Below are 16912 nucleotides of genomic sequence, written 5' to 3' on the forward strand. Positions count from 1 at the left end.
TAGATGCAAGATCACTTCAACATAGGCCAAAGACTTGCCACCAAGAGAACGGCCATAATGATATTGAACCATTTGAGTCTTACTGGATCGGCAAGCCATCCGCGCATGATCTGGCCAAATGCGGCCCAGCTCGATACTGATGGTATATTGACGACAGCAAAGGCTATGCCGACTATCATCATCGTCGTGAAATAGGCATCCGGCGAGGTATAGGTCGCCATGGCTGTAACGGCCATCACCCACGCCTTGGGGTTGATCCATTGAAAGGCTGCCGCTTCCACAAACGTCATTGGCCGAGCCCTGCTATCAACATTGCTTATGGAGCGAGACATCGCAATTTTATAAGCAAGATAAAGAAGATAGGCTCCGCCTACGAATTTCAGGACGGTATAAAGCACAGGCATGGTTTCAATTAGTGCGCCAAGCCCGCAACCGACACCAATCAATAGGGTGAAGAAGCCAGAGCCAATGCCGAACATATGCGGAATGGATCGCCTGAAACCGAAATTAACGCCTGAGGTCAGCAGCATTAAATTGTTCGGTCCCGGCGTTATCGAGGTCACGAAAGCAAAAAGAAGTAGTGTCAGGAAAACATCGAGCGCCATTTAAGAACCAGTCAATGAAAATCCAATATTAAGATCTGGCCTGCCACCGCTCAATATCCAACTTGTCAGGGATACAATTTACCCCTGACAAAAAAGAGAATTGATCCTCTGACAGATCACATTCCCAAAGGACCACGGTTCATTGCAGCAACACCGGTCCGGCAGATTTCAACAAGACCAAGCGGCTTCATGATCGCAATAAACTGATCGATTTTCGAACCTTTGCCGGTGATTTCAAAAATGAAGTGCTCGGTTGTGGCATCAGCAACTTTTGCATGAAAAGCATCCGCAAGACGTAATGCTTCATTTCGGTGCTCGCCAAGCCCAGCAACCTTGACCAGTGCCAGCTCGCGCTGGATTGGCCCTGCTTGGCCGAGTTCATCAGCACGGACAGAGAGGTCCACAACACGGTGCACCGGCACGATGCGCTCTAGCTGATGGCGTATCTGGTCAAGAATATGCGGCGTCCCTCGTGTCACAATGGTGATGCGTGACAGATGTTGCTCATGCTCCGTTTCGGAAACCGTCAGGCTTTCGATATTGTAGCCCCGTCCGGAAAAGAGACCGATGACGCGTGCGAGTACACCAGGTTCATTATCCACAAGGACGGACAAGACAGTCGTAACAGGTAGTTCAGTCTCCTTGGCGATGAAATATGCTGAGCCGGAGGCTAGATTTTGAGCGTTCATTCTATTTCTCCGGGTTCTTAAACGAGCTGTCTGCCCTTGGCATCAATAGCGTTTGCAACGGCTTCATCGGTGGCTTCGTCAGGCAGAAGCATCTCATTGTGGGCTTTGCCTGATGGTATCATCGGGAAGCAATTTGCCAGATTGGCAACGCGGCAATCGAAAAGCACAGGCTTTTTGACATCAATCATTTCCTGAATAGCGTCGTCGAGATCGCCAGGCTTTTCACAACGAATACCATGGCCACCATAAGCTTCCGCCAATTTGACAAAGTCCGGCAATGCTTCTGTGTAGGAATGCGACAAGCGATTGCCGTGCAGCAATTGCTGCCACTGACGAACCATACCCATATATTGGTTGTTCAAGATAAAGATCTTGATCGGCGCCTCATATTGAACTGCCGCGCTCATTTCCTGCATGGTCATCTGCACAGACGCATCGCCAGCAATATCGATTACCAACGAGTCAGGATGGGCGATCTGCACCCCCAGCGCTGCCGGCAAACCATATCCCATCGTGCCAAGCCCACCGGATGTCATCCAGCGGTTTGGCTTTTCAAAGCCGTAGAACTGCGCCGCCCACATCTGATGTTGTCCGACTTCCGTCGTAATGTAGGTGTCGCGATCCTTGGTCAGAGCATAGAGGCGTTCAAGCGCGTATTGCGGCATGATAACGTCCTTGTTGCGGGTATAAGACAAGGATTTTCGGCTACGCCACTTGTCAATCTGCAACCACCAATCGTCAATCGCCTTCGCGTCAGGTTTGGTTGAGGAAGCACGCAACAAGCGGATCATATCCTCAAGCACCGAGGCAACGTCACCTATCACTGGAATATCGACCCGAACGGCTTTGTTGATTGATGATGGATCGATGTCGATGTGAATCTTTTTCGAATTTGGTGAGAATCCGCTCAGGCGCCCTGTAATGCGGTCATCAAAACGTGCACCAATGTTCACCATGACATCACAGTCATGCATGGTCATATTGGCTTCATACGTGCCATGCATGCCGAGCATTCCCAGCCAATTCTTCCCCGAAGCCGGATAAGCACCAAGCCCCATCAATGTCGACGTGATGGGGAAATTCGTCAGCTGTACCAACTCGCGCAACAATTTGCTTGCTTCATCACCGGAGTTGATGACGCCACCACCCGAATAAATCACCGGGCGCTTTGCCGTCAGCATCAGCGCTACAGCCTGCTTTACGGCTTCGAGGTCTGCCTGGATGGTAGGACGATAACTGGTCCGCGGACTGGTTTCAGGAGGTGTATAAATGCCCGTAGCGAACTGAACGTCCTTGGGAACATCAACCAGAACTGGACCAGGACGTCCGGTACGAGCGATGTGAAACGCTTCGTGCAATATACGGGAGAGATCGTTTACGTCCTTCACCAGCCAGTTATGTTTGGTGCAAGGACGCGTAATCCCAACGGTATCACATTCTTGAAAAGCATCTGATCCGATCAAGCTGGTTGGAACCTGTCCGCTGATGCAAACAAGCGGAATTGAATCCATTAACGCATCTTGAAGTGGGGTAACGGCGTTGGTTGCACCTGGACCGGAAGTAACCAGCATGACACCGACTTTGCCGGTGGAACGAGCATATCCTTCAGCCGCATGACCAGCGCCCTGCTCATGGCGAACGAGAATGTGGTTGATCTTGTCCTGCTGAAAGAGTTCATCATAGATCGGAAGCACAGCACCACCGGGATATCCGAAAATATCGGTCACGCCCTGATCGATAAGAGCCTGCACGACCATTTCGGCGCCAGTCATCTCACGTCGTTGCGAAGTTTTACTGCTATCCTGTTTATCTGCTGTCATCGGTCTCTTCCCGTCTATTCTGCGGCGCAAAGCCTTTCAGAAGGTGCTTTCGTTTAACTGAGATGTAGAAAATAAAAAAGGCCCCCGAGGGAGCCTGTGTTTCGCGCATGGGAGCTTTCGCCGGGTGCTTACAACACCCTGCCCATACGCGGTCCCACGACAATAAGAACTGTTTTCATGGTCGCGGACGATAATTTAGTGATTTCAATCCGTCAACCGGCAAAGTGCAAATCAAGTCAGGTGATTGCGGTCACGGCGATTTAGCATTGGGTCGCTAAGGTATTTTCAATTCCTTGCATGCAAAATAGCCATCTGGCCTCTGTCATCCGACGGGCAATCTAATTGGGACAAACAGCCGATGAGCGCTGAAGCCATGCCTACCGGAGAACCGCGGCCATTTGTTCGCAACAGAGCTGATGGTCACATTATTGAATGCAATGGCCGGACAGCTGTCATTTATGCCCAAACAGGTCCGTCAATAGGTGCTTCCGACGATTACTGGACCGTCGGGCAACTTATCTCCATTCAAGTCGACAACGCCCGGATAGTCGGGCTGATATTCAAAGTTGATTTGCCTGAAACCCGATGGGTTTCAGGTTCGGATCAGGATGTGCATGTGCACGTCGAACTTGTCGGACAGGTCAACACGGATACGAATGACAAACTGACATTTTCGTCGGGCATCGCAAACTATCCTCATATGGGGGCGATAGCGCATCGTATTCGCGCAACTGATCTGGCCACGATTTACACCGCAAGTCTCAAGAATGCAGTTTCAATAGGACATCTATCGCAGAACGCATCGATCCCTGCCCTGATTTCCATCGAAAGTTTGATTACCCGCCACTTTGCCGTTCTTGGCAGCACAGGCGTCGGAAAATCGAGCGCAGTTTCGCTTCTTTTGCGCAAAATCATCAAGCAGCGCCCAGAACTTCGAATCCTGATCCTTGATCCACATAATGAATTTGCCAGCGCATTTCCCAAAAATGCAATCTCAATAGACCATAATACGTTTGATATGCCCTACTGGTTGTTCAAACTCGAAGAGTTTGCGGAGGCCGTATTCCGGGGACGCCCTGTCATCGCCGGTGAAGTAGATGCCTTGAGGGATTTGATCCCCATGGCCAAGGAACAATTTGCAAATTCAGAGCAACCCGTAGCTCCTTCACTCCTAAAAAGAGACCGGGATTACACATCGATGACGGCTGATACGCCGGCACCCTATCGAATAGCTGACCTAATCAAGTTGATTGATGAACGCATTGGCCAACTTGAAGGCAAGACCGATAGGCCAGTCATGAAGGCTCTGAAACAACGTCTTCAGGCATTGATCGCTGACCCCCGTTATCGGTTCATGTTTACCGCCCCAACGACAATGGACACTATGCGGCAGACCATCAGTCATATTTTCCGCATACCGGCAAATGATAAACCTATCTGCGTTTTTCAGCTGGCCGGATTGCCATCAGAAGTCGTGAACTCTGTTGCGTCCGTATTGTGCCGAATGGCCTTTGATCTGGCTGTTTCAAGCGATGGCACCCTGCAGACATTGGTCGTGTGCGAAGAGGCGCATCGCTACATTCCAGCAAACCCGGACGCCGGATTTTTGCCAACCCGGCAAGCGATCGCCCGTATAGCAAAGGAAGGCCGAAAATATGGGGTTTATCTAGGTGTGATCACGCAACGTCCGGGAGAACTCGATTCCACGATTCTATCGCAATGCAGTACTGTTTTCGCCATGCGGCTGGGAAACGAACGCGATCAGGAAATTATTCGTGGCGCAATCACCGGCGCTTCACAAAGTACAGTCGGCTTTCTGTCATCAATCGCAAATCGTGAGGCCATTGCCTTTGGTGAAGCAGTTCCCACGCCGATGCGTATGATATTCGAGACGATAGCCCCGGAAGACCTTCCTGCGGCAAATATGACGAAGAAGCAAGAATTGGCAAAACCAGACAGTCAGCACTTGAGTCTTGATAGCGTGCTAATGCGAATGCGCCAGCTCAATGCCGCTGACGGCATGGCGAAAGACGATACAGACTCGGCATTTCAAACCTTTGAGTCCCCCTTGGCCGCACCCAAACCGCAGCCGGAAAAAATTCCATGGCGCAGTACGGAACCGGTCGTGCGGACGGAACAAAGCCAGCCCACTGTTGAAGGCTTTCGTGCAAGCGATCTGATCCGAACATTCCGCAACGATAAAACCTGATAAATCAGGGATATGGCACTCTTTCCCAATCGTTGCCAAGTTGATTGCGAAACCAGGTCATTTGCCGTTTTGCATATTGCCGCGTGGCAATTGTCGCAAGTTCCGCAGCTTGCTCGGCTCTTATTCTTCCGGCCAATACTTCTGCTATTTCCTTAACGCCAATGGCGCGCATGGCTGGCAGTTCTTGTGAAAGTCCAAGCGATAACAAGGACTTGACCTCCTCGATAGCCCCCTCTTCCATCATTGCTTCAAAACGCTTGGCAATACGCGAACCTAGCCACTGCCGATCCGGTTCAATAATGATCTTTCTGGCAGTTGCAGCATTAATCAACGCCCGGCCAGTTTCCTTCTGCCATTCAATGATGGAGCGGCCTGAAGTATCGAAAACTTCAAGCGCACGAACAATTCGCTGACTATCCGTCGGGCGAAGTGATGCGGCAGCCAAAGGGTCTTTCAGCACCAGCATTTCATGGAGTTTTTCCGCTCCCAGTTCACCATCCTGCTTGCGCCAAAAAGAGCGGACAGCCTCTGGGATAGCCGGCATCGTTGAAAGACCGCCGAGGAGTGCACGAAAGTAAAGCCCGGTACCGCCAGCAAAAATCAAAGTCTTTTCAAAGAGTTCCGGAGACTTCAAAAGTCCCTCGACATCGGAAAACCAGCGCCCTGTCGAATAGGCTAAGGAGGGCGAGACGTGTCCATAAAGATAATGAGGCACTCGCTCCAACTCAGCTTTGCCCGGACGCGCGGTCAGCTGTTCCAGCACATTGTAAACTTGCATGGAATCCGTATTGATGATTACGCCATTCAATTCTTCGGCTAAACGAAGCGCGAGCGCTGACTTGCCGCTGGCCGTTGGTCCGGCTATCAGGATTATCTGTCTGTTCAAATCACTGCCCAAATGGAAATCGCCCCATGCCTCTAATGGCTACGCTCATTGCAAATCCTGACGCATCCAATCTTACACCATCATTGGGGATTAAAGCCTCGGCTGCAGTCAATGCAACAGGTCTTTATTGGCTGGCCGATGGAATTGCCTGTGACATCACCTTGAAAGACACCAGCGACCTTGACGAAGCCAGAGGCCTACTTGCTCGCGCGCTGGACGGTGAACCAATTGATATTGTTATTCAAAATCAGGATAGCAGGCGCAAAAAAATTCTGATTGCAGACATGGATTCAACCATGATTCAGCAGGAGTGTATTGATGAACTGGCCGAGGAAGCCGGGTTGCGCGATGAGGTAGCGGCAATCACCGCGCGAGCCATGAATGGCGAAATCGAGTTCGAACCAGCATTGCGGGAGCGCGTTGCCCTACTGGAGGGTCTGTCATATTCGGTCATCGATAAAGTGATCGCAAGCCGGATTACATTGATGCCGGGCGGACCGGAACTTGTCAGAACCATGAAGAAACACGGCGCCTACACCGCTCTCGTTTCCGGCGGCTTTACCGTATTCACACAACGTATCGCCGAGATGATCGGGTTTAACGAAAATAGCGCTAACATATTGATAAACAATGGAGAAACGCTAACAGGCAAAGTCCAGGAACCCATTCTTGGCCGCGCTGCGAAGGTGGCGGCATTAAGCAACATTTGCGAGCGTTTTGGCTTTGCGCCGGAAGAAGCGATCGCAGTGGGCGATGGTGCTAATGATCTTGATATGTTGCAACTTGCAGGAACGGGTGTCGCTCTTCATGCAAAACCAGTAGTTGCCGAACAGGCCAAGGTTCGAATCGACCACGGGGATTTGACCGCTCTGCTCTATATTCAAGGCTACCGAAAGTCCGACTTCCTTATCTAAGCGCACTCGCCTACCCGCAACTATTTTTCACGCTCTGGTAGAAAAATTTCAGCAAAAATCGAGCATTTTTCAGCAACTTTCAGGAATTATGCTTCGAAATGAACCTGTATCGGTAAAAACCTCGTCCGATCAGGGCACTTTCGTACGCAGATTGCGCTTCCCAGTGCTCAGTCCATTTGCAAAGTTACAAATCGCAACTCGCCCGTCTTGGATGCGAGCATGAGGAGCGCATTCTTGCGGCCCTCATCGCGCAGTTTTTCGATACGTGCCGCAACATCCTCCGGAGTCGAAACTGTCTCCTGTGCAATATCGACAATTACATCCCCGGCTTGTATCCGCTTATTGCCTGCAACCGAGTCATCCTGGACTTCTGTTACGAGCACACCTTCGACTTCTTTGGAGATCCCGAATGACTTGCGGGTATCTTCGTCCAGCACGCCCAAGGTCATCCCCAAGACATCAACGCCCTGAATGGCGCCGTCTTCATCCTGATCAGAATCAACAGGTTTCTTGGGAGCTTGTTCACTGTCTTCCAGACGACCAAGCGTGACCTTCACTGTCTGCTCCTTGCCCTTACGAACAACGACGACATCCACTTCCTTGCCTACGGGGCTTTCAGCAACAACGCGCGGCAGATCTTTGACAGTTGCCACTTCTTTGCCATCGAAGCGAATAATCACATCACCTGCAAGGATGGAGCCGTTGGCGACAGGACCGCCATCAATGATACCGGCAACCAATGCACCCTTGCTGGTGGTCATCCCCAGACTTTCCGCAATATCGTCCGTCACGGGTTGAATACGCACACCCAGCCAGCCGCGACGAGTTTCACCAAATTCCCGCAATTGGGCAATCACGCCGGACGCCAATTCGGCAGGAATGGCAAAGCCGATACCAATTGAGCCACCGGTAGGCGAGATAATCGCGGTATTGATACCGATGACCTGTCCATACATATCAAACAGTGGCCCGCCGGAATTACCGCGATTGATCGCTGCATCGGTCTGGATAAAATTGTCATAGGGGCCAGAATTAATATCGCGGTTGCGTGCAGAAACAATTCCGACTGTCACAGTGCCACCGAAACCAAAGGGATTACCGATTGCCATAACCCAATCGCCAATGCGCGTTTTCGAAGAATCGCCAAATTTCACAGCAACAAGCTTGTGCTTCTTCGGATCAACCTTGAGAACGGCAAGGTCCGTCTTGGTATCTTTACCGACCAATTCGGCTTTCAGTTTCGAGCCATCACTAAAGTTGACCTCGATTTCGTCTGCATCAGCGATCACATGATTATTGGTTACGATAATGCCCTCTTGGGCATCAACGACGAAACCTGAACCCAATGACTGCACCTGTCGGGATGGATTGTTTTGCCCCGGTTGTTGCTTACCGAAATAGTCATTGAAGAATTCCTGAAAGGGTGAGCCCTCGGGAACTTTCGGCATCGGGATCGGACCAGAATCCCCGTCCTGTCCCTTAACGGTCTGCGATGTGGAAATATTCACCACAGCGCCCAGGAGACCCTCGGCAAGATCGGCCACAGAAGCCGGGCCCTGCGCTCTTGGCTGCGCACTATTGGGAACAGTTGGCGCCTGCGTCTGCGCATTTGCCACCGTGACGAGTGCCGGTGGAAATCCCGTGGCTGCCAAGGCAGTCAATGCAATTGCGGCTGTAGCAGAACGGAGTGCTTTGCGGGCAGTGCTAGAAACCATGACAACAGGCCTTTTCAATAAGGTCGGAATATTTCAGGCCAGCAGAACCACCACTATGGTCGAAAGTATGGCCGGACAGTGCAAATTTTATTTATATAGAGCCAATTCTGTTTCACGGATGACGAGACAATCCACGCGGAAGGCAGCGAGGTCGATGTGGTTCCATCGAACGAACTGCCTGACCCGCAGAATATGACTCTCTATAAACAAAACCTGCTCTAGCTATTTCAGCGTTTATTTGGTTGGAGTTCAACTCAAGATTTGCTGATTGAGATCGACAGCAACATCCAGCTCTAACCGCGGACCAGCCAAACAACGGCCACGCCAATTGCGATCGATGCAACGCCAGCTACACGCAGGAAACCATCGGGTTGCTCGCTGACATCGCGAGCAACCCGTTTGGCTACAATTGGAAAACACCCGTAGAGCAATCCTTCAAAAACAAGGAACAGTCCGACGGCATCCAAAAAATCAGTCATCAGCCGATCCTGCCCCTATTGAGGGGCAGGTGTTGTTGCAGCAGGCGCAGGCGGTGTGGAACCGCTAACTGGCGGCAATGCTCCACCAGCATCCTGGAAGTAACGGAAAAACTCGGAGTTAGGTGAAAGTACCATCGTCGTTCCGGTGTTTTCCAGTGCAGTGCCATACGCCGACATTGACCTATAGAAAGCAAAGAAATCGGGATCTTTCGAGAATACATCCGCGAAGATACGGCTGCGTTCGCCTTCACCCTGACCGCGGATAATTTCCGATTCCTTGCGGGCTTCGGCAACGATCTCAACCACCTGACGATCGGCAATCGCCTTGATCCGCTGTGCAGCTTCACGGCCACGCGCACGCAGACGTTCAGCTTCAGCAAGACGTTCGGCGCTCATACGGGCAAAGGTCTGCTGGGATACTTCCTGAGTTAGATCCGTACGGCGAATACGTACATCGGTGATCTGCAATCCAAGCGATTCAGAGTCAGGACGCAATTGTTCACGCACCTCAAGCATCATGCCTGCACGTTCATCCGACAAAGCAGCTTCAAAGCCGCGCAAGCCGTAAACGCCACGCAGGGCTGCATCAAGACGTGTGCGTAGGCGGGCTTCCGCCAGAGTCACGTCGCCCGAAACGGTCTGACGGAATTTACGAGGATCGGTGATGCGATAGACGAGGAAGGCATCGACTTCGTAGAACTTGCCGCCCGAAACCTGAACACGGATATTATCGAGTTCAAAGCTGAGAGCACGATTTTCGATCATCTGAACATTATCTGCTTCAAGAAAGCCGAAAGGCATTTTGAAATAGATACCGGGCTCGGATTCCACATCGACAATTTCACCGAAGCGCAGAACGATGGCCTGCTGACCGGCGCGTACAACAAAGATTGACGCATAAACAAGAAGCGCAGCGAAGAGGATTACACCGACATAAATCGGGAGACGATTCTGGTTCATCACTGTGCTCCTCCGGTCGCGGGTTTCGCCTGTTTGCTCAGTTCCGGCAATGGTAGATAGGGAACAACGCCCTGCCCGTTCTGATCAACAATGACCTTGGTAGAGTCTTTCAGCACACGCTCCATGGTTTCAAGGAAAAGACGCTTACGGGTAACTTCCGGCGCCTTGACATATTCATCGTAGACTGAGGTAAAGCGCTGGGCCTCACCCGCTGCTTCCTGAACGATACGGTTTTTATAAGCCGCAGCATCTTCACGAATCTGCGCGCCCTCACCGCGAGCCTGACCAAGCTTCTGGTTGGAATATTGATTGGATTCCTCAACGAAACGATCTTCGTCCTGTTCAGCACGCTGAACTTCGTCGAAGGCGTCTGCAACTTCGCGCGGTGGAGCTGCATCTTCAATTGAAAGAGCATTGATAGCAATGCCAGCGCCATATTCATCAAGCGTTTTCTGGATAATGTTGCGCACGTCGTTGGCAATGCCTGCGCGATTATCACGGAAAATATCCTGAGCTGGGCTGCGGCCAACGATCTCGCGCATAGCGCTTTCAGAAACCTGCTGTACCAGATTTTCCGGATTTTCGACCTTGAACAGATAGGAAACCGGATCGGAAACACGATAAAGCACCGAGAACTGAACATCGACGATGTTCTGGTCACCCGAAAGCATCAGGCCTTCCTTGGCGCCGCGTGTACCTTGTCCGCCAATATTCTTCTGCTTTTCAACAATCTCCACCTTTTCGTAGGATTCGATTGGCCAGAAGTGGAAATGCAAGCCAGGCTCGGAAATATCGGTCTTCGGTTTACCAAAACGCAGTTCGACTGCACGTTCGTCTGGCTGAACAGTATAAACAGACTGGAAAACCCAGAAAGCCACAAGGGCAAGTCCGATCAGGCCCCAGATAGCTGGACTACCGCCGGTGCCACCGGGGATTGCTTGCCGCAGACGATCTTGACCGCGGCGGAAAATGTCTTCGAGATCCGGAGGAGTCTTGCCTCCACCGCCACCTTGCGGTTTTTGACCCCAAGGGCCACCACCACCGCCATTATTATTACCGCCACCGCCCCAAGGGCCGCCGCCACCGTTCTGATTACTCCAGGGCATTCCTACCTCTTAATTTGAACGAAAATCACCACCCTGTGGCTACCCCTCGCAGCACATGCCCCTAAAAACCGGAATCGATTTTTAGAATGGGCCATGCGCTATTTTAACGCTCTACTGAGACCTTTGCGTCGCCATTCTGACACGGGACGCAGTAGCTCAACATCCCGTTTATAGGGATGGCGAGGTTGGCTTTCAACGCACACCGACGCTTTTCTGAGCCTTTTGCTGAAAAACCAAACAATTATCGTCAGTTATCACAATATTTTCATAATATGAGGCGTGTCGGCAAGCTTAATGGCGACGCTCGTAGACGACATAGCGTGTCGGATAGTTGTCTTTTTCCCCAGCGGGAAATTCTTCGCTGGACGATTCCGACCAGATGGCAGGATCGATCTCGGGAAAATGGACATCGCCTTCCACGCTCGCAAGCACCCATGTCACATACAACCTGTCAGCGCGGTTGAGGCATTGCCGGAAGATCTCGCCGCCGCCGATAATGCAAATCTCATTGACCTGATCAGCGCCCGCGTGGCTGCCCGCAATCAGCAGCGCTTCGTCAACGGACCTGGCCGAGACTACCCCCTCGACATTGAAAGCTGGATCGCGCGTAATGACGATATTTGTGCGTCCCGGCAAAGGCTTGCCAAGCGAATCCCATGTCTTGCGACCCATGATGATGGGTTTGCCCATGGTAATCGCCTTGAACCGCTTCAAATCCGAAGATAATCGCCATGGCAGATCATTGTCCCGTCCAATCACACCATTCTGCGCAATGGCAACTACAAAGCTGATCATTCAGACTTATTCCTCTTCAGAAGCAGTATTTCCAAATCGCGCTCGGGCCAGAAATCTTCAGCAGTCATCTCAAAGGTTGTGGGACCGGTTTTTCTGACATTCTGCCCACAAAAACTGATCAGATTCTCCGTGTCGCCCTTATCGATCGTAAGTTTGAACTTCTTGATAGGGCCTGCCCAATTACCGCCTGTGGTAAGGATATATGATATCCAGTTTTCATAGAGCACGGTTCGCTCGGGCCCAGCCTTCTTGACGATTTTTGCAACGCTTTGATTGAAGCTCTTGTCACGGCAATACTTCTGCGCGTGGTCAAAATTGGGGCCATGGGTACTGTTATCATCGGGATCAAAATTCAGGCTGACAGTTCCGCCGACACTGGGCTTGTAGCGATGCGATACACGCACATCCTTTCCTGCCGGAAAATGGCCCACCCACCAATAGGTCGACTTGAGCAACCAGCCCGGTGCAAATTCAGAATCATCACTATTTTGGAGAATACCGCGTTTCAGCCAATCCTGTTTTGTGGGGGCATCCAACTTGTCAATCGCCGCTTGGACCGAAGCATTTTGCGGTGACACTGGAATTGCCCTCGACATGAGGGCGTCAGTAACGTCAAGACCGCCGGCCAGGCCACGCTGTTGCAACTCGGGCTTGATCGGCTTGCCATCAATGGCGACTGTAAAGTCCAGAAAATTGTCCGAGCCCATATCCGGAATGGCAATATCGGATTCGTAACGGGGTTCGAGATCAGGCATGGGGAAAGCAATAATGTTCTCCACATCGCCATCCGAATTGTTTCTGAACACATAATCGACGCGTATCTCGTTTTCCGAAATGAACAGGTCTTCCTGTTCCATGGAAATGATCGAATTGCGCGTGTAGATCAGACCGCCAGTTCCCACCGATGCGGTTGTATCATTAGCCAGACCTGGCGATGAAATCAGAAGCAGCAATGTATGAAGAGCGACGAGAGACAATCTGACAGTCATTTTCACTCTCCGCGAAGATGGTCCAGAGCATTTTCAACTAAAACGATGTCATGAATTGCTCTAGACGGCGATGGGCGCCTTAATGGCCGGCTCAGCGACATAATCAACGAGACGGAAGTCATCATATTTAAAAGCAAAGAGATCAGTCACATCAGGATTGATCTGCATAATAGGCAATGGACCCGGCTTGCGCGCAAGTTGTAATCGCGCCTGCTCGAAATGGTTTGCATAAAGATGCGCATCGCCCAGAGTGTGAACAAAATCACCCGGTTTCAAACCTGTCACCTGAGCGATCATCATCGTCAACAGTGCATAAGAGGCGATGTTGAACGGAACGCCCAGAAAAATATCGGCGGATCGTTGGTAAAGCTGGCAGGACAGTTTGCCGTCAGACACGTAAAACTGGAACAGGCAGTGGCATGGCGGCAGCGCCATCTCGTCTACAAGCGCGGGATTCCATGCCGAAACGATCAGACGCCGTGAATTGGGGTTGTTCCGTATGGCACTCAGTAGCCCGGCAATCTGATCAATATGCCCGCCATCCGGTGTCGGCCATGAGCGCCATTGATAGCCATAGACGGGGCCGAGATCGCCGTTTTCGTCAGCCCATTCGTCCCAAATCGTTACGCCATTATCACGCAGATAGGCAATGTTGGTGTCGCCTTTCAGGAACCACAACAACTCGTGGATAATCGACTTGAGATGCAGTTTCTTCGTGGTGAGAACGGGAAACCCTGCGGCCAGATCAAATCGCATTTGATAGCCGAAAACCGAACGCGTGCCCGTGCCCGTGCGATCACCACGGTCGGCACCGTTGTCAAGGACGTGCTGTAGAAGATCAAGATAAGTGCGCATCGTTTCTCTTTAGCAGATTCGACTGACTAAATAGTAAAACTTGTGCGTGATCCACAGCACTGCAAACAGAAAAGCCCTGCGGATTCCCACAAGGCTTTCTCTTTTGAGGCGAAGATCAGATGCTACCCAACGCTCCAAGAGCCTTAGCGGTCAGATAGTAAAATGTAACGCGGCTCTTGGTACGGTCGTCCTTCATTGTTGCGCATACGGACTCGATTGCGGCATCGGCTTTGGCCACATCTGTCAGGCCAAGCTTCTTTTCCACCCAATTGGTGCGAACGCGCGCCAATTCTTCAGGATCAGAACAGGATACCAGTGATGAATCCCGGTTGCGTAGAGCAATGCCGAGATGTTTGACGATCTTTGCAACGACAGCTTCATCAGCCGCAGCATCGTAATGACGGACATCGGTTAGATAGTCACTCATGTAAAAATCTCCTGATTGCTAGGCCCAATGCGCTGCATTGCAACCTCCCCTGACAATGAAGACATGGCGCGTTGCGGAAAACAGGCTGGCCAATGTCCACGCTAGACAAAAGGAACATTCCTCAGCAATACCCCCAAGTCAATCACTCTTTGGCTCGGCCGATGTCAGGCTTTATCGCGAAACCGCTTTCGAAATCGTCCGCCAAAGGATAGTACAGCGGCATCAAATGACAGGAAGGCACCGCCATGGATACTGTGGAAATTACGACGCGCAGCGATTTTGCCATGTGGGCGATTGAGCGCGCGCAGGAGATAGTGCGATCCGAAGGGTCCGCTCTTGCCCTCGCCGCGCGCGATATGGATGAGGCCGGATTGAAAGAGTCCGGAGCAGCGCTGGGCAGGGCCATTGCCGATGCTATGCTGGAAGTCTTTGACGGCCTTGTCCCTGAGTAAGCGTGCAGAGCTATCAGGCCGCCGATCTGCCCATTTCCAATTCACGCGTGCGACCAATGCGTGTCATCAACTCTTCGAACATTGCATCGCGCTTCAGCTGGACTGCATAGTGGCGGTGCAATTCGGAAACCAGCCTGCCTTTACGGCCCAATTGTTCATCGGCATAGCCAACCATCAATGAGTTCGGCCAGGCCTGAGGCCGGATTGTTCGCAGTCTCTCGAAAAGCCGATCTTCAGCCTCATCCGGACTGGCTTGCGCCATAAGCGTCAGCATAGCGGCAGTCGAGCGTGAAACGCCCATATGGCAATGCACAAGCAGGTGGCCCTCAACGCGATCTTCTGCCGATTGAAGCAAGCGTGAGCCGAAGTTGAGTATTTCCGTCACATGATGTTGCTGAGGTAGAACACGATCTGGCGCAGGGTCGATAATGTCGTGAAATTGCAGGATTGTGCGGTCATGGACACCATAGGACTGAAACGCTTCCAGCTCTGGCCAGTCGGGATCAACGATTGAAAGCACATGGCTGACGCCGCGCTCCCTTTGGCCGGGAAGTTCATCGATACCGCATATTGTAAGCGTGGATATTTTCAACGTCTGCATGATCTGACCGCTTTCTGGTGACTGTTGGCTCTGCTTATAAGGGAACCGAGCAGTCGCCGCTACACTTGCATCAACCGGAAAATCAATGATTTGCGCGTTGATTTAATTATGCGGCACACCTATATACGTTCCGCTGGCTTCGGCCAGCTATGGTGATAAACGGACGATGAAATAAGCCCATTGGACCCGGGGGCGGTACCCGGCGCCTCCACCACAATGCAGCAGAACAACGCTGCCTTGTGGCGGGGGCGAAATAGGATCGACAAGGGTGTAAAGATCGAACTTTTGCCCGGCATTGTACCACCGTTATCGGGCTAACTCAGTAGTTGCAAACGACAACTATGCGGAAGCACGTATCGCTGCTTAATGCAGTGCTATAGCTTCAAATCAAGTCCTAGGGGTTCGCACTTCTAGGCGGGGTTCGGAGGTACCTGGCAACAGAAACCTCCACTTCCTCTCCTTCAAAATCTTTAAAACACTCCTTCGCATTTCTGCGTTGTGACCTCCTGCTGCCTTTGCGCTTGCAAAGTCCTGCTTGACGATCGCGTTTGTCAGGCGTATATAACCATTAAGTTAAATAACCGAATGGTTCTACAGCAATGCAAACTGACCGCCTCGACAATATTTTTTCTGCGCTGGCCGACCCTACCCGCCGTGCGATTCTTGCGCGGCTTTCACTCGGAACAACTTCGGTAACGGAACTGGCAGAACCTTTCGAAATGTCAGGCCCCGCTATTTCAAAACATCTGAAGGTTTTGGAACGCGCAGGCCTGGTCATTCGTGGCCGGGAAGCGCAGTGGCGGCCATGCAGCCTCAATGCTGCACCGCTGAAGGAAGTCGAGACCTGGATCGAACATTATAAACGCTTCTGGGAAAACAGCTTCGACCGGTTGGAAGAATATCTGGAAGAGCTACAGGTGGAGGACAAGAAAAATGATTCAGAACAATAGTGCCGAAATAGCAAACACTGTTGCCGGGCGCGTCCTGACTATCAATCGGGTTTTCAATGCCCCACGTTCCGTAGTTTTCAAGGCGTTCACCGACCCGAAACGAATGCTGCAATGGCTTGGGCCCCGGGACTATCCCGCAAGTTTCGTGGAAGCGGATGTTCGCCCCGGTGGCAAATGGCGGGCATGCCTGGACTCGGCGGCAAATGGCGAGGAACTTTGGCACGGCGGAATCTATCATGAGGTCGTACCAGACGAACGGCTCGTCTTCACATTTGCATGGGATCAGGAAGACGGAAAAGCAGGCAGGGAAACGCTTGTCAAAATCGATTTCGAAGACTTGGCCGGCAAGACCAAAATGCAGTTTCAACAGTCCGAGTTCGACACAGTGGAAAATTGTGAAGGCCACCGGCAGGGTTGGAACAGCGCCTTCGACAGGCTGGAAGAACTGCTCGCCTGAAAT

General features: G+C 51.6%; 18 protein-coding genes and 1 other RNA gene. 6 read left to right on the forward strand and 13 right to left on the reverse strand.

What is annotated here, in order from left to right:
• Window positions 1–11: 11 nt before the first annotated feature.
• The 3 genes from AC6CHM_RS05980 to AC6CHM_RS05990 all read right to left on the reverse strand — a co-directional run bounded on the left by AC6CHM_RS05980 (window position 12) and on the right by AC6CHM_RS05990 (window position 3114).
• Entirely contained in the window at window positions 12–605 is a 594-nt protein-coding gene (locus tag AC6CHM_RS05980; RefSeq protein ID WP_498172377.1) for a LysE family translocator, read from the reverse strand.
• Between the two features lie 116 nt (window positions 606–721).
• Window positions 722–1294 (reverse strand): acetolactate synthase small subunit, encoded by a 573-nt coding sequence (gene ilvN, locus AC6CHM_RS05985; protein WP_115052604.1) that lies wholly within the window; start codon window positions 1292–1294, stop codon window positions 722–724.
• Window positions 1295–1311: 17 nt separating this feature from the next.
• Window positions 1312–3114 (reverse strand): acetolactate synthase 3 large subunit, encoded by a 1803-nt coding sequence (locus tag AC6CHM_RS05990; protein WP_307286106.1) that lies wholly within the window; start codon window positions 3112–3114, stop codon window positions 1312–1314.
• A gap of 358 nt (window positions 3115–3472) precedes the next feature.
• Here AC6CHM_RS05990 and AC6CHM_RS05995 point away from each other — a divergent pair, with 358 nt between their 5' ends.
• Window positions 3473–5323 (forward strand): ATP-binding protein, encoded by a 1851-nt coding sequence (locus AC6CHM_RS05995; RefSeq protein WP_498172378.1) that lies wholly within the window; start codon window positions 3473–3475, stop codon window positions 5321–5323.
• A 4-nt stretch (window positions 5324–5327) separates the two neighbouring features.
• Here AC6CHM_RS05995 and miaA read toward each other — a convergent pair whose 3' ends face one another.
• A complete protein-coding gene (miaA, locus tag AC6CHM_RS06000; protein WP_498172379.1) occupies window positions 5328–6221 on the reverse strand; it encodes a tRNA (adenosine(37)-N6)-dimethylallyltransferase MiaA in 894 nt (297 codons plus the stop codon).
• A 14-nt stretch (window positions 6222–6235) separates the two neighbouring features.
• Here miaA and serB point away from each other — a divergent pair, with 14 nt between their 5' ends.
• Window positions 6236–7123 (forward strand): phosphoserine phosphatase SerB, encoded by an 888-nt coding sequence (gene serB / locus AC6CHM_RS06005; RefSeq protein ID WP_498172381.1) that lies wholly within the window; start codon window positions 6236–6238, stop codon window positions 7121–7123.
• A 167-nt stretch (window positions 7124–7290) separates the two neighbouring features.
• On the opposite strand, the gene AC6CHM_RS06010 is transcribed toward serB, so the two are convergent.
• The 8 genes from AC6CHM_RS06010 to AC6CHM_RS06045 all read right to left on the reverse strand — a co-directional run bounded on the left by AC6CHM_RS06010 (window position 7291) and on the right by AC6CHM_RS06045 (window position 14449).
• Complete coding sequence (locus AC6CHM_RS06010; RefSeq protein ID WP_370878872.1) at window positions 7291–8784, reverse strand: DegQ family serine endoprotease; 1494 nt, start codon at window positions 8782–8784, stop codon at window positions 7291–7293.
• Between the two features lie 347 nt (window positions 8785–9131).
• A complete protein-coding gene (locus AC6CHM_RS06015) occupies window positions 9132–9317 on the reverse strand; it encodes a DUF2065 domain-containing protein (protein ID WP_115052599.1) in 186 nt (61 codons plus the stop codon).
• A gap of 15 nt (window positions 9318–9332) precedes the next feature.
• On the reverse strand, window positions 9333–10277 hold the full coding sequence (gene hflC / locus AC6CHM_RS06020; protein ID WP_115052598.1) for a protease modulator HflC: 945 nt from the start codon (window positions 10275–10277) through the stop codon (window positions 9333–9335).
• Complete coding sequence (hflK, locus tag AC6CHM_RS06025; RefSeq protein WP_115052597.1) at window positions 10277–11383, reverse strand: FtsH protease activity modulator HflK; 1107 nt, start codon at window positions 11381–11383, stop codon at window positions 10277–10279. Before hflK ends, hflC begins: the two co-directional genes overlap by 1 nt.
• 291 nt (window positions 11384–11674) lie before the next feature.
• Window positions 11675–12178, reverse strand: a complete 504-nt coding sequence (locus tag AC6CHM_RS06030) for a dihydrofolate reductase (protein ID WP_115052596.1) — start codon at window positions 12176–12178, stop codon at window positions 11675–11677.
• Window positions 12175–13167, reverse strand: a complete 993-nt coding sequence (locus AC6CHM_RS06035; RefSeq protein WP_498172383.1) for a DUF4424 domain-containing protein — start codon at window positions 13165–13167, stop codon at window positions 12175–12177. Before AC6CHM_RS06035 ends, AC6CHM_RS06030 begins: the two co-directional genes overlap by 4 nt.
• A gap of 60 nt (window positions 13168–13227) precedes the next feature.
• The gene (locus tag AC6CHM_RS06040) at window positions 13228–14022 is read right to left on the reverse strand and encodes a thymidylate synthase (protein WP_115052594.1); all 795 of its coding nucleotides are present in this window, start codon (window positions 14020–14022) and stop codon (window positions 13228–13230) included.
• 115 nt (window positions 14023–14137) lie between these two features.
• On the reverse strand, window positions 14138–14449 hold the full coding sequence (locus AC6CHM_RS06045) for a DUF2853 family protein (RefSeq protein ID WP_115052593.1): 312 nt from the start codon (window positions 14447–14449) through the stop codon (window positions 14138–14140).
• 245 nt (window positions 14450–14694) lie between these two features.
• On the opposite strand from AC6CHM_RS06045, the gene AC6CHM_RS06050 reads away from it, so the two are divergent.
• Window positions 14695–14901: a hypothetical protein gene (locus AC6CHM_RS06050; protein ID WP_498172385.1), complete on the forward strand. Its 207-nt coding sequence runs from the start codon at window positions 14695–14697 to the stop codon at window positions 14899–14901.
• 13 nt (window positions 14902–14914) lie between these two features.
• Here AC6CHM_RS06050 and AC6CHM_RS06055 read toward each other — a convergent pair whose 3' ends face one another.
• Complete coding sequence (locus AC6CHM_RS06055; RefSeq protein ID WP_115053249.1) at window positions 14915–15502, reverse strand: tyrosine phosphatase family protein; 588 nt, start codon at window positions 15500–15502, stop codon at window positions 14915–14917.
• A 93-nt stretch (window positions 15503–15595) separates the two neighbouring features.
• Here AC6CHM_RS06055 and ssrA point away from each other — a divergent pair.
• The 3 genes from ssrA to AC6CHM_RS06070 all read left to right on the forward strand — a co-directional run bounded on the left by ssrA (window position 15596) and on the right by AC6CHM_RS06070 (window position 16909).
• Window positions 15596–15954, forward strand: a transfer-messenger RNA (tmRNA) gene (gene ssrA, locus AC6CHM_RS06060).
• A 147-nt stretch (window positions 15955–16101) separates the two neighbouring features.
• Window positions 16102–16452 (forward strand): ArsR/SmtB family transcription factor, encoded by a 351-nt coding sequence (locus AC6CHM_RS06065; RefSeq protein WP_115052591.1) that lies wholly within the window; start codon window positions 16102–16104, stop codon window positions 16450–16452.
• Window positions 16436–16909, forward strand: a complete 474-nt coding sequence (locus AC6CHM_RS06070; RefSeq protein WP_115052590.1) for an SRPBCC family protein — start codon at window positions 16436–16438, stop codon at window positions 16907–16909. The genes AC6CHM_RS06065 and AC6CHM_RS06070 overlap by 17 nt, the downstream gene beginning before the upstream one ends.
• The last annotated feature ends 3 nt before the right edge of the window (window positions 16910–16912 follow it).

Source organism: Phyllobacterium sp. GQ127 (assembly GCF_059758635.1).